Here is a 12,484-nt window from a genome sequence, read left to right on the forward strand (position 1 = left end):
GGGTCCAGTGGACCCGGGGCCTTTCGTTCGCCTGTCTGCTAGCGCAGCGTCAGATGGCGAACGGACTCGGGTCCGTCGCCATACCAAAACAGGAACGCGTTGCGCATAGGCCGCAATCGTAGCGCACCGTACCCGCGCGCGAGACGCGCCCGCGCCGATGGCAGGATGGCCCAAGACCGCGGAAACCGGCGAGGGGAGTGTACGTGGAGGAATCGCGCCTGCCACCGGGCCAGTACGTCCCGCGCGGCCGGCCGGTGATCCACTACGGCAGGGTGCCTCAGTTCCGGCCCGACACCTGGGACTTCCAGGTGTTCGGAGCCACCGCGTCGGGCCGGGAGCACCGCTTCACCTGGCCGGAGTTCGAGAGCCTGCCCCGCACCGGCGTCCTGGCGGACTTCCACTGCGTCACCAAGTTCTCGCTCATGGGCAACGAGTGGCGGGGGGTGAGCCCGGCGACCATCCTGGCGGCGGTCCCGCCCGACGCGGGCGTGCGGCACGTGATGATCTGGGCCGAGTACGGCTACAGCGCCAACCTCCGGATGTCGGACTTCACCGCCGAGGGCTCGCTGTTCGCCATGGAGCTGGACGACAAGCCGATCAGCCCCGATCGCGGCTTCCCCGTACGGATCGTGGTACCCCACCTGTACGCGTGGAAGAGCGTCAAATGGGTGCGCGCCGTGGAGTATCTGATCGAGGACCGCCGGGGCTTCTGGGAGGAGCGCGGCTACCACAACGTGGCCGACCCGTGGCGCGAGCAGCGCTACTCCTACCAGGAAGAACCCGGCGAGGGACCCCCCTAGTCAACAACGCTGCGTTTCCCCCCGAACACGGTCCGTTGTTGGCTACGGTTGCCCGCATGCTGACCACCGCATGCGTGGCGCTCTCCTCCCTGACCTTCCTGCTCGGCTACGCCGCGGCGCTCCGGCCGCGCCGCCGCTCCGGGCCGGGCGGGCTGCCGGGCGGGCTCCTGGACGGCCTCCCCGGCGAGCTTCCCGGCGGCCCCTCCGGCGAGCCGCGCGCCGGTCGCTGGAAGGACGAGGCGACGTTCACCACGCTGCACATCGCCGCCATGGCCGCCCCCTCGCTGCGCGCGGGCCTCAACCGCGAATCGGCGCGCAAGGCCGTACGACATCTGCGCGAGCTGCTCGGCACGCACGCGGTGGCGATCACCTCGACCGAGGCGGCTCTGGCGTGGGACGGACCGTGCACCGACGAGGTGCTCACCTACGCGCGCACGGCGCTGGCGTCGGGGCTGCCGCAGGTCTTCCCCGGCGAGCCGTACGGGGCGGTGTCGGTGCCGCTGCTCGTCGAGGGCAAGGTCGTCGGGACACTGGCGGCCTTCGACCGCGAGGTGAGCGCGGCGCTGGTGCGCACGGTCACCGAGGTGGGCCGCTGGGTGTCAGGGCAGCTGGAGCTGGCCGAGCTCGACTCCTCGCGGCGGCGCGCGCTGGAGGCGGAGATGCGGGCGCTGCGCGCGCAGATCTCGCCGCACTTCGTCTACAACGCGTTGACCACGATCGCCTCCTTCGTCCGCACAGACCCGGCGCGGGCCAGGGAGCTGCTGCTGGACTTCGCGGACTTCGCCCGGTACGCGCTGCGCAGGGCGCACGACTTCACCACCCTGGCCGACGAGCTGACCTGCGTCGACCGCTACCTGCTGCTGGAGCGGGCGCGCTTCGGCGACAGGCTGCGCTTCAGCGTGCAGGTGGCCCCCGAGGTGCTGCCGGTGCCGGTCCCGTTCCTGTGCCTGCAGCCGCTGGTGGAGAACGCGATCAAGCACGGCATGGGCAGCCGTGGCGGCACCGGTGAGGTGCGGGTCGTGGTCCGCGACGCCGGGCCCGAGGCGCACATCACGGTCGAGGACGACGGCGCCGGCATGGACCCCGAGCAGGCCAGGCGGGTGCTGGACGACGACCCGAGGCGCGAGGGCAACGGCATCGGCCTGGCCAACGTGGACGTGCGGATGCGCCAGATCTACGGCGACGGTTACGGCCTGGTGGTGGAGACGGCGCTGGGCTCCGGCACGAAGGTGCGCCTGCGCGTGCCCAAGGCGCGGCTCGGCTCCCTGTAGCCGGCCGGCGCGGCCCGGTCGTCCTGCGTGGTCAATCATTCACCGTGTGTCCCCAAGTCGCTTGTGACCTCCGCGTTCATACGGCAGCGTGGAGGCCATGCTGCGCGTTCTTGCCGTCGACGACGAGGTGCCCGCACTGGAGGAGCTGGCCTACCTGCTCCGCAAGGACCCTCGCGTGGAGCACGTGACCACCGCGAGCGACAGCGTCGCGGCGCTCCAGGACATCGTGCAGATGATCGGCGCGGGTGAGCGGCTCGACGGGGTGTTCCTGGACATCAGGATGCCCGGCATCGACGGCCTCGACCTGGCCAGGCTGGTCGGCGGCTTCCCCAGCCCGCCCAGGCTGGTGTTCGTCACCGCCCACGAGGAGTGCGCGGTGCAGGCGTTCGAGCTGGAGGCGGTCGACTACCTGCTCAAACCGGTCCGGGCCGAGCGCCTGGCCGAGGCGGTGCGCAGGCTGGAGGCGGCCGCCTCGCCGGTGGCCGAGCAGCCGCAGGACGACGTGATCCCGGTCGAGCTGGGCGGGCGCACCCGGTTCGTGCCGCAGCAGGCGGTCTGGTACGCCGAGGCGAAGGGCGACTACGTGCGCCTGCACACGGTCGACGGCAGCTACCTCGTCCGCATGTCCCTGGCGGCGCTGGAGCGGCGCTGGGCGGGGGCCGGGTTCATCCGGGTCCACCGCAGCACGCTCGTCTCCGCGCGGCACGTCAGCGAGCTGAGGTTCGAGGGCGGCAGGGTGATGCTGACCGTCGGCACCGAGACGCTCCAGGTCAGCAGGCGCCACAGCCGTCAGGTCCGCGAGCAGCTCGTCCGCCAGCACCGCGGCGCCGTCTCCTGACGGCCTGACCGTCCGGCCCCCTGAAGGGTGGGCGTGAAGGCGGGGCGTGCGAACGGCCGCCTCTCTCCTGCGCTCCGGCCGGCTGTCCGCCGGGTTAGTGAAGACTTCCCTGGTCACACGGGTTAAGTTGACGTTTCACCGGTCTGGGCCGGGCGTGCGGAATGATCACGGAGACTCCGGAAGTGACCGTTCGTCCCGTCGGAAACGCCGTTCGTCGTTTGACCACTCTCCGTATATCGATGACTACAGACCGTTCAACGAGCTGACCGTAAAGAGGGTTACGCCCTCAAGATCGCGACCGTAGTGTTCATCGCATCGGAAAGCCACCCCGGCGCATCGGGGGGACGGGCCGCAAGGCCTGAAGGACAGTCCGATGCGCCGGATCCGCGGTGACCTGCCAGGTCACCACGGCTGTCGGGCCCTTTACCGGGGGGTTGGGCCCGCCTGCCGGCACGTGTGGGACGCCCGCTGTGGCCGCGGGGCGGACCGCGATCCGGCCCCGCGGGGGCGGCCGGGTCGCGAAGGCGGGCGTCCCTACACGCGTACAAAATCCCGGTGACGGTTGACAGAGACGCGGTCAGGCTGTCAAGTCCGCGGTGTCGTGCACCACCCGGCCGCCGACGACCGTCGCCGTCACCGCGACGTCCCGGATCCGCTCCGAGGCGACGGCCAGCAGATCGTCCGAGAGCACCGCGAAGTCAGCCAGCTTCCCCCGGCTCAGCGTCCCCTTCAGGTGCTCCTCGCGCACCGCGTACGCCGACCCGATCGTGTACGCCCGCAGCGCCTGCCCGGCCGTCAGCGCCTCCTCCGGGTTGAACGGCGCGCCGGTGGCGGTCCGCTGGTTGACCAGGTCGTGGATGCCCAGCAGCGGCGCTCCCTCCACCACCGGGCAGTCCGAGCTGCCCGGCAGCACCACGCCGGCCTCCAGGAACGAGCGCTGCCGGTAGCAGCCGCGCGCCCGCTCCGGCCCGAGCGCGGCCAGCATGCCGTCGCCCAGCTCCGAGACGAACCGTCCCTGCGGCACCGGGATCACGCCCAGCTCGGCGACCCTGGCCACCTGGGCGTCGCTGGTCACCGCGCAGTGCTCGATCCGGTGCCTGGCGTCGGGGCGCGGCGTTCTGGCCTGGGCCTCGGCGTAGGCGTCCAGGACCACGTCCACGGCCGCGTCGCCGATGGCGTGGGTGGCCACCTGCCAGCCCGAGTCGTGCGCCCGCAGGATGAACTCCCGCAGCGCCGCCGCCTCCTCCTGGAGGAAACCGCGGTTGCCGGGCTCGCCCGCGTAGTCGCGGCACATCGCGGCCGTCCTGCCGATCAGCGACCCGTCCGAGAACACCTTCACCGGCCCGATCCGCAGCCACTCGTCCCCGAGCCCGGTGCGCAGCCCCAGGTCCAGCCCGAGCGAGCCGCCGACGTCGTGCAGGTTCGGGGAGCCGGGCATGATCGTGGCCCGCTGGAGCAGCAGGCCGCGCCGCGCCGCGTCCTGGAAGCCGGCGATGTCGAGCGGGCCGTTGCCCGCCAGGCCCAGGCCGACGCCCGGCTCGGTGAAGCTGGTCAGCCCCTCGGCCGCCGCCGCCTCGCTGGCCAGCCCGATGCCCGCCACGAAGGCTTCGTGCCCGACCGGGCGCAGCACGGCGTGCGCCAGGGCCTGCGCCCGCTCGGTCAGCAGCCCGTCGGGCAGGCCCGCCGCGTCGCGGCCCACCGACCCGCCGGGCACCTCGGGGAAGTCCTCCAGGCTCGGGAAGCCCATCAGCGCGAACGCCGCCGTGCTGGCCACGCCCATGTGCCCGGAGGTGTGCTGGAGCCAGACCGGCCGCCCGCCGGCCGCCTTGTCCAGGGCCTCACGCGTCGGGTGCGCGCCGCCCAGCTTGTTCTGGTCGTAGCCCGCGCCGCGCACCCACGCGTCCGCGGGCAGCCCGGCCGCCCGCTCGGCGACCCGCGCGTACAGCTCCTCCAGCGAGCCGGTCCGCAGGTCCAGCTCGCGCAGCCGCTGGCCGCGCATGCTGAGGTGGTGGTGGGCGTCGTTGAACCCGGGCACGGCGTACCCGCCGCGCAGGTCGATCACCACGTCGGCGGTGACGCCGTCGAGCTCCTCGTCCAGCCCGGCGACCCGCCCCGCGAGCACCCCCAGCCGGGTGGCCTCGGGACGCCCGGCGTCGAGCGTGGTGAACCGGCCGTTGACGAACAGGGCGTCCAGGCGCATCAGACCTCCACAGGGAGCGGGAACGGGCCGTCCCGGCGCGCCGTCCGGCTGGGTGACGGACTGGACGACCGAGACGATGAGCAGCACGTTCAGCGTCGTGCTCCTGGAGATACCCAGGTCCGTGGTGGCCTTGGCGCCGCGGGTGTGCCCCGGGGGGCTAACCGTCGCGCAGCTTCTTCAGCGTCTCGATGTCCTCGCGGTGCCTGGCCGCGGGGCCGGCCGTCTCGATGCAGATCGGGACGCCCGCCACCACCGGGTGCCGCATGAGGTCGGCGAACGCCTGGGCGCCGATCAGGCCGGCGCCGATGTGCTCGTGCCGGTCCTTCTTCGCCCCGCACACGTCCACCGAGTCGTTGGCGTGGATCAGCTTCAGCCGGCCCGGCGCGATCGCGTGCAGGGCGTCCATCGTCTCGCCGACCCCGCCGGGCGCCGCGAGGTCGTGCCCGGCGGCGAAGGCGTGGCAGGTGTCGAAGCACACGTTCGCGCGCGGATGCCAGTCGAGCGCCGCGAGGTAGGGCTCCAGGTCTTGAACCGTGGCGCAGAGCATCGCGCCCTGGCCCGCCATCGGCTCCAGCAGCAGGTCGGGGCCGCCCTCGGGGATCTCCTCCAGCAGCGGCAGCAGGTGCTCGTGGAGCTGGCGCAACGCGTCGGCACGCGGCTGCGTCACCGCCGAGCCCGTGTGCACCACCACCCCCTTGGCGCCCGTCTCGACGCCGCGCCGCAAGGTGTAGCGGACGATCGCCACCGAGTTGGCCAGCGTCTCGGGGTTGGGCGAGCCGAAGTTGGCCAGGTAGGGGACGTGGATGAAGGTGTCCACGCCCGCGGCGGCCAGGGCGGCGTCCTGGTCGGGCTTGCCCGGCGTGAGCGCCCAGCCGCGCGGGTTGGTGACGAACACCTGGATCATCTCGGCGCCGATGTCGGCCATGTACTTCAGACCGCCCGTGGCCAGGCCGCCGGCGACGGAGACGTGTCCGCCGATGAGAGAGGTCGGTGTCATGATGGCTCACAGTTTAGGCGCAGGCGGGCGCCTCCGTACGCCGTCAGCCGAGCCGCAGGGCCAGGAAGAAGTCGACGCGGTCCTCCAGCCGCGACAGGTCGCGCCCGGTCAGGTCCTGGATGCGCTGGATGCGGTACCTGAGGGTGTTCACGTGCACGTGCAGCAGCTCCGAGCAGCGCGTCCACGAGCCCGAGCACTGCAGGAACGCCTCCAGCGTGCGCACCAGGTCGGCGCGGTGCTCCTGGTCGTACGAGCGCAGCGGGTCCAGCAGCCGCACCCGGAACATCTGCCGCACGTCGTCCGGCACGGACGCCAGCAGCAGGACGTGCGTGGCCAGCTCGTCGTGGCCGACCACCGCGTCCGGGCCCGCCCTGCCCTCGGCCATGCGGCGGGCGAAGCGGGCCTCCTCCACCGCGCCCCGCAGCCCCTCGACCGGCGCCACCCCGCTCACCCCGACCGTCAGCCGCTCGCCGGCCAGGCCGGGGGCCAGCGCGTGAACGGCCTCCCGCACCCGGGCCGCCAGATCACCGTCCCGGGCGGTCACGGGGATTTCGTCCGAGGCCGGGCCGGCGGCCACGGGAGTCCCGTCCGGTGTCGGGCTCGCGGCCCCGGGATTCCCCGCCTGGGTCGCGCGGGCGGCCGCAGGAGTTCCGGTCTGCGTCGCGCGGGTGGTCGTGGGATCGGGGGCCGGGGTGTGGCGGGACGTGGCGGGGACGAGGGCGATCGCCTCGCCGTCCACGACGCCGACGACCGCGGGCGTGCCCGGCCCGTGCAGCAGTTCCTTCACGACCGCGCGCAGCTCGGCCGCCCGCAGGCCGCCGCCGCGCGCCGCGACCGCCACGTACTCCTCGGGGCCCTCGACCCCCTTCGCGCCCTTCGCCCCCTTCGTGCCCCTCACGCCTTCCCCGCCTTTGGCGCCGGACAGGCCGGTGACCTGCAGGCGGGGCAGGATGTCGCTGGGCCGGCCGTCCGTGAGCACCAGCCGTACCAGCTCTTGGCCGATGCGGCCCTCGGGGCTGAGCCGGTCGTCCAGGCGCACCCGCTCCAGGGCCGCCACCGCCGCCAGCTCGCCGGCGAGCGCGCGGCGCTCCTCGGGCCAGTCGTCGCTGGAGCCCTCGAACGCCACGAACCAGTCCGCCACCCGCGACGTCGCCTGCTCGTCCACAGGGAACAGCGAGTACCCGCCCCGCACGCACGGCAGCCGCCTGGCGGTCAGGAACGACCGGGCCAGCGCCGCCGCCTCGGCATCGGCCAGCGGGTGCGAGCCCGCCACCAGCCGCCCCGACGGTGTGAGCACCCAGCAGCGCATCCCCAGGTCGCGGCCGATCATCTCCAGCACAGGGGCGAGGCCCGCGCCGGACACGAGCTGGCGGTGCCGGTCGAGGACGGCGGTGACGTCCGAGGCGCGCTCGCCCGACAACCGCCGCACGATGTGCTCGGTGACCTCGGCGAACCCCAGGGCGCGCGGCACGTAGAACAGCGGCATCCGATGCCTGCGGCACGCGGCCACCAGATCACCGGGCAGGTCACCGCCCACGGGCTGACCCGCCGCCCCGGCCGGCCCCCCGGCAGGCGCGGAAGGGGAGGTTGGCGTGCCGGCGCGGGCGTCGCAGGCGCCGACGGCCGCGACGCCCGCCGCCGCCAGCGCGGCCACGAACCGTTCGCTGTCGGCCGCCTCGTGCCGCCAGATCAGCCCCGTCAGCACCAGCTCACCGCCCGACAGGTAGCGTCCCGGCTCCAGCAGGTCCGTCGTCACCACCCATCGCAGCGGGCGCTCCAGCTCCTCCTCACCCACGACCGTGGACAGCCCCAGCTCCGGCATCTCCAGCAGCGCGTTGAGTCGCATGTCACACCCTCCGGTCATGTGCCTCAACCCGTACCCATCCCGGCACACGCTCGGAACTTGGAGCATGACACGAAAAGTCCTGGCCGACGCCCGCGCCAGTTCGGAGTTCTTGCGGATGGACCGGGCACTACGCGCATGTGTGTACTGCTGACATGCCCATCACGCTCACCGGGTTCAACGAACGGGAACCGGCCGCCGCCGAGGCCGACCTGCTGGCCTGCTGCGCCTCCAAGACCTTCGCCGCGCGGGTCGCCGCCGGGCGGCCGTACCGCGACCAGGAACAGCTCCAGGACGCCGCCGACGCGGCCGTGCGCGCCCTGGACTGGCCGGACGTGCTGGAGGCGCTGAGCGCCCACCCCAGGATCGGCGAACGCGGCAAGGACGCCTGGTCGAGACAGGAACAGGCGGGCGTCGAGGACGACACGCGCGCCGCGCTCGCCGAGGGCAACCGCGCCTACGAGGAGCGGTTCGGCCACGTGTACCTGATCTGCGCCACCGGCCTGACCGGCACGCGGATGCTGGCCCGGCTGCGTGAGCGCCTGCGCCACGACGAGGACGCCGAGCGCGTCACCGTGCGCGACGAACTGGCCAAGATCACCCGGTTGCGGCTGGCCAAGCTGCTGGAGGGGCCGCGATGAGCTTCTCCACGCACGTGCTGAACGCCGTCACCGGCCGCCCCGCCGACGGCGTACGCGTACGCCTGGAGCACGGCGGCCGGGTCGTGGCCGAGGGCCGCACCGACGCCGACGGCCGGATCAAGGGCTGGAACCCCGGCGTGGGCGTCCACCGGGTCGTCTTCGACACCGGCGCCTACCTCGGCGACACCTTCTACCCCGAGGTCGTCATCACCTTCACCGTGGCCGACCCGGCCGAGCACTACCACGTGCCGCTGCTGCTCAGCCCGTTCGCGTACTCCACCTATCGAGGGAGCTGAAACGTGTCCGACGTCATCCTGGGCCCCAACCGCTACGGCAAGGCGGAGACCAGGCTCGTCCGCGTCGTCAGGGAGGGGGACACCCACCACCTCAAGGACGTCAACGTCAGCACCTCGCTGTCGGGCGACATGGAGTCCGTCCACCTGACCGGCGACAACTCCCGCGTCCTGCCGACCGACACGCAGAAGAACACCGTGTACGCCTTCGCCAGGAAACACGGCCTCGACCAGATCGAGGACTTCGCGTTACTGCTGGCCAGGCACTACGTGGAGGCGCAGCCGTCGATCCACCGTGCCAGGGTGGAGGTCGACGAGTACGGCTGGAGCCGCATGAGAGACCACTCCTTCCGCCGCGACGGCGGCGAGGTGCGCACCTGCGTGGTCCACCACGACCGGGACGGGCGCACCACGGTGGTCTCCGGGCTGAAGGACCTGGTGGTGCTGAACACGACGGGCTCGGAGTTCCACGGCTACATCCAGGACGAGTACACGACCCTCCGGCCGACGACCGACCGCATTCTGGCCACGGCCGTCACCGCGCATTGGCGGCACGTGCCCGGTAGTGATGGGCCCGGTGACGGGTACGGCAAGTCGTACGAGGAGGTGCGCGCGTGCCTGCTGGACGCGTTCGCCGACACGCACAGCCTGTCGCTGCAGCAGACCCTGTACACGATGGGCAGGCGGGTGCTCGACAACCGTCCCGAGGTCTGCGAGGTCCGGCTGTCGATGCCGAACAAGCACCACTTCCTGGTGGACCTGTCACCGTTCGGCCTGGACAACAACAACGAGGTCTACTACGCGGCCGACCGCCCGTACGGACTGATCGAGGGAGGCGTCCTGCGGGAGGGCGCCCCCGACGCGGCTTTCGCCTGGGAGTAGAGCGATGGATTTCTTGCGTCCCACCACGTGGGAAGAGGCGCTGGCCGCCAAGGCGGACCGGCCCGGGGCGGTGCCCATCCAGGGCGGCACCGACGTCATGGTCGAGATCAACTTCGACGTGCACCGGCCGGAGGCGCTGCTCGACCTCAACCGGGTCGCCGAGCTGCGGACCTGGACCCTGGGGGAGGGCAGCTACCGCGTGGGGGCCGGCGTCCCGTACGCGCGGATCATCGAGGAGCTGCGCGAGCCGCTGCCGGGCCTCGCCCAGGCGTCGCGGACGGTCGGCTCGCCGCAGATCCGCAACCGCGGCTCGGTCGGCGGCAACCTCGGCGCGGCCTCGCCCGCCGGTGACAGTCACCCGCCGCTGCTGGCCGCTGGCGCGGTGATCGAGGTCGAGTCGCGTGACCGCGGCGTCCGGATGATCCCCGCCGACCAGTTCTACCTGGGCGTCAAGCGGTCCGCGCTGGAGCCGGACGAGCTGATCAGGGCCGTTCACCTGGACGCCGCCCCAGGGCCGCAGTACTTCTCCAAGGTCGGCACCCGCAACGCCATGGTGATCGCGGTGTGCTCGTTCGCGGTCGCGCTGCACCCCGGGGAGCGGCGGGTCGGCACCGGGCTCGGCTCGGCCGCGCCCACGCCGCGCAGGGCGCTGGAGGCGGAGGACTTCCTGAGCCGCGAGCTGGACTGGGACGCCCGGCTCGACCCCGGCGTGCTGAGGCGGTTCGGCGAGCTGTGCGCGCGGGCCGCCTCGCCGATCGACGACGTGCGCGGCACCGCCGACTACCGCAGGCACGCCATCGGCGTCATGGCCCGCCGCACGCTGACCTGGGCCTGGAACGACTACCGAGGAAAGAGGGCCGCCTGATGCGTGCCGCCACGACCGCCAGCGCCGCCACGACCGCCAGCGCCGCCACGACCGCCAGCGCCGCCACGACCGACACAGGAAGCAGGGCCGCCTGATGCGCGTCACCTTCACCGTCAACGGCCGCGAGCAGAGCGCCGACGACGTGTGGGAGGGCGAGAGCCTCCTGTACGTGCTGCGCGAGCGCCTCGGCCTGCCCGGCTCCAAGAACGCCTGCGAGCAGGGCGAGTGCGGCTCGTGCACGGTCTACCTGGACGGCACGCCGGTTTGCGCCTGCCTGGTCGCCGCCGGTCAGGCCGAGGGCCGTCAGGTCCGTACCGTCGAGGGACTGGCCGACGGCGACCGGCTCGACCCGGTGCAGGAGGCGTTCGTCGAGTGCGGCGCCGTGCAGTGCGGCTTCTGCACGCCGGGCCTGATCGTGCAGGCGCACGACCTGATCGAGCGGGTCGAGCGGCCCTCCGACGCGGAGATCCGCGAGGCGCTGGCCGGCAACCTGTGCCGCTGCACCGGCTACGAGAAGATCCTGGACGCCGTGCGCCTGGCCGCCGAGCGGAAGGCGGTCACCCGGTGACCCTCATCACGAACGCCCACATAGCGCCCGTCGCCGGCCCCGAGATCGAATCCGGATACATCCAGATCAACGGGGACCGGATCGCCGCCGTCGGCCCCATGTCCGACGCGCCCGCCGACCCGGACACCATCGACGCGACCGGCTGCCTGGCCACCCCCGGCCTGGTCAACACCCACCACCACCTGTACCAGTGGGCCTCGCAGGGCCTGGCCCAGGACGCGACCCTGTTCGAGTGGCTGACCGCCCTCTACCAGGTGTGGGCCGCCATGGACGCCGAGGTCGTCAAGGGCGCCGCCACCGCCGGGCTCGCCCACCTGGCCCTGTCCGGCTGCACCACCTCCAGCGACCACCACTACGTCTTCCCCAAGGGCCGTGGCGACCTGTTCGCCGCCGAGATCGAGGCGGCCCGCGACCTGGGCATCCGCTTCCACCCGGCGCGCGGCTCCATGGACCGGGGACAGTCGCAGGGCGGCCTGCCGCCGGACGTCGTCGTCGAACGCCTCGACGAGATCCTCGACGCCACGGCCGAGGCGATCGACGCCCACCACGACCCGTCCTTCTCCTCGAAGCTGCGGGTCGCGGTCGCGCCCTGCTCGCCGTTCTCGGTCAGCGGCGAGCTGATGACCGAGGCCGCCGCGCTGGCCAGGGACAAAGGGGTGCGCCTGCACACCCACCTGGCCGAGACGCTGGACGAGGACGAGCACTGCCTGGAGCAGTTCGGCGTGCGCCCGGTCGACTACATGGAGAAGCTCGGCTGGCTCGGCCCCGACGTGTGGTTCGCGCACACGGTGCACCTCAGCGACGCCGACATCGGCAAGTTCGCCGCCACCGGCACCGGCTCGGCCCACTGCCCGTCCTCCAACGGCCGGCTCGGCGCCGGCATCGCCAGGGTGTCGGAGATGCTGCGGCGCGGCGCGAACGTCGGGCTCGGCGTGGACGGCAGCGCCTCCTCCGAGCTGACCACGCTGTCCGGCGAGATGCGGCAGGCGCTGCTGTTCCAGCGGGCCGCCCACGGGCCCGGCGCGCTCACGGCCAGGCAGGCCCTGGAGATGGCCACCCTCGGCGGCGCCCGGAACCTGGGCCGCGAGGACGAGCTTGGGACGCTCGAACCCGGCAAGCTCGCCGACGTCGCGCTGTGGCGGGTGGACGAGCCGTTCGCCGCCGCCGTGACCGACCCGGTGTGCCGCCTGGTGTTCGCCACCCGGCAGCCGCCGCTGGCCCGGCTGCTGGTCGGCGGCGAGACCGTCGTGGCCGGCGACGAGCTGCGGACGGTCGCCCACGACGCC

12 protein-coding genes are annotated in these 12,484 nt (G+C 72.9%); 9 read left to right on the forward strand and 3 right to left on the reverse strand.

From position 1 onward, the window contains the following. Positions 1-203: 203 nt before the first annotated feature. The 3 genes from KME77_RS12070 to KME77_RS12080 all read left to right on the forward strand — a co-directional run bounded on the left by KME77_RS12070 (position 204) and on the right by KME77_RS12080 (position 2,909). Positions 204-800, forward strand: coding sequence for a molybdopterin-dependent oxidoreductase (locus KME77_RS12070; protein ID WP_219465838.1), 597 nt, complete (start codon positions 204-206; stop codon positions 798-800). 56 nt (positions 801-856) lie between these two features. After that, positions 857-2,071, forward strand: coding sequence for a sensor histidine kinase (locus KME77_RS12075; protein ID WP_219465846.1), 1,215 nt, complete (start codon positions 857-859; stop codon positions 2,069-2,071). A gap of 97 nt (positions 2,072-2,168) precedes the next feature. Further along, positions 2,169-2,909, forward strand: a complete 741-nt coding sequence (locus tag KME77_RS12080) for a LytR/AlgR family response regulator transcription factor (RefSeq protein ID WP_219465854.1) — start codon at positions 2,169-2,171, stop codon at positions 2,907-2,909. A 577-nt stretch (positions 2,910-3,486) separates the two neighbouring features. Here KME77_RS12080 and KME77_RS12085 read toward each other — a convergent pair. The 3 genes from KME77_RS12085 to KME77_RS29810 form a co-directional block, all read right to left on the reverse strand. Continuing rightward, on the reverse strand, positions 3,487-5,196 hold the full coding sequence (locus KME77_RS12085; RefSeq protein WP_308250673.1) for an amidohydrolase: 1,710 nt from the start codon (positions 5,194-5,196) through the stop codon (positions 3,487-3,489). A 70-nt stretch (positions 5,197-5,266) separates the two neighbouring features. Next, on the reverse strand, positions 5,267-6,106 hold the full coding sequence (locus tag KME77_RS12090; RefSeq protein ID WP_219465856.1) for a deoxyribonuclease IV: 840 nt from the start codon (positions 6,104-6,106) through the stop codon (positions 5,267-5,269). Between the two features lie 43 nt (positions 6,107-6,149). Continuing rightward, positions 6,150-7,952, reverse strand: a complete 1,803-nt coding sequence (locus KME77_RS29810) for a PucR family transcriptional regulator (RefSeq protein WP_281424105.1) — start codon at positions 7,950-7,952, stop codon at positions 6,150-6,152. A gap of 152 nt (positions 7,953-8,104) precedes the next feature. On the opposite strand from KME77_RS29810, the gene uraD reads away from it, so the two are divergent. From uraD to KME77_RS12125, 6 genes are all read left to right on the forward strand, one after another. Further along, positions 8,105-8,590 (forward strand): 2-oxo-4-hydroxy-4-carboxy-5-ureidoimidazoline decarboxylase, encoded by a 486-nt coding sequence (gene uraD, locus KME77_RS12100; RefSeq protein ID WP_219465857.1) that lies wholly within the window; start codon positions 8,105-8,107, stop codon positions 8,588-8,590. Next, complete coding sequence (gene uraH / locus KME77_RS12105) at positions 8,587-8,886, forward strand: hydroxyisourate hydrolase (RefSeq protein WP_219465863.1); 300 nt, start codon at positions 8,587-8,589, stop codon at positions 8,884-8,886. Before uraD ends, uraH begins: the two co-directional genes overlap by 4 nt. Before the next feature lie 3 nt (positions 8,887-8,889). Then, complete coding sequence (pucL, locus tag KME77_RS12110; RefSeq protein ID WP_219465865.1) at positions 8,890-9,765, forward strand: factor-independent urate hydroxylase; 876 nt, start codon at positions 8,890-8,892, stop codon at positions 9,763-9,765. Positions 9,766-9,769: 4 nt separating this feature from the next. Then, on the forward strand, positions 9,770-10,630 hold the full coding sequence (locus KME77_RS12115) for an FAD binding domain-containing protein (RefSeq protein ID WP_219465867.1): 861 nt from the start codon (positions 9,770-9,772) through the stop codon (positions 10,628-10,630). 94 nt (positions 10,631-10,724) lie between these two features. Then, positions 10,725-11,198 (forward strand): (2Fe-2S)-binding protein, encoded by a 474-nt coding sequence (locus tag KME77_RS12120; RefSeq protein ID WP_219465869.1) that lies wholly within the window; start codon positions 10,725-10,727, stop codon positions 11,196-11,198. A 5-nt stretch (positions 11,199-11,203) separates the two neighbouring features. Beyond that, positions 11,204-12,484 (forward strand): 8-oxoguanine deaminase (locus KME77_RS12125; RefSeq protein ID WP_219465876.1); only part of this gene is annotated, 1,281 nt, incomplete at its 3' end.

The sequence above is a fragment of the Nonomuraea rhizosphaerae genome, from assembly GCF_019396405.1.
GTDB classification, from domain to species: Bacteria; Actinomycetota; Actinomycetes; order Streptosporangiales; family Streptosporangiaceae; genus Nonomuraea; species Nonomuraea rhizosphaerae.

What these genes read in the sequence shown, in the direction of transcription:
- KME77_RS12075 (WP_219465846.1), top strand. Translation starts at nt 857, where the DNA reads ATGCTGACCACCGCATGCGTGGCGCTCTCCTCCCTGACCTTCCTGCTC.
- KME77_RS12080 (WP_219465854.1), top strand. Translation starts at nt 2,169, where the DNA reads ATGCTGCGCGTTCTTGCCGTCGACGACGAGGTGCCCGCACTGGAGGAG.
- KME77_RS12090 (WP_219465856.1), bottom strand. Translation starts at nt 6,106, where the DNA reads ATGACACCGACCTCTCTCATCGGCGGACACGTCTCCGTCGCCGGCGGC.
- KME77_RS29810 (WP_281424105.1), bottom strand. Translation starts at nt 7,952, where the DNA reads ATGCGACTCAACGCGCTGCTGGAGATGCCGGAGCTGGGGCTGTCCACG.
- uraD (WP_219465857.1), top strand. Translation starts at nt 8,105, where the DNA reads ATGCCCATCACGCTCACCGGGTTCAACGAACGGGAACCGGCCGCCGCC.
- uraH (WP_219465863.1), top strand. Translation starts at nt 8,587, where the DNA reads ATGAGCTTCTCCACGCACGTGCTGAACGCCGTCACCGGCCGCCCCGCC.
- KME77_RS12115 (WP_219465867.1), top strand. Translation starts at nt 9,770, where the DNA reads ATGGATTTCTTGCGTCCCACCACGTGGGAAGAGGCGCTGGCCGCCAAG.
- KME77_RS12120 (WP_219465869.1), top strand. Translation starts at nt 10,725, where the DNA reads ATGCGCGTCACCTTCACCGTCAACGGCCGCGAGCAGAGCGCCGACGAC.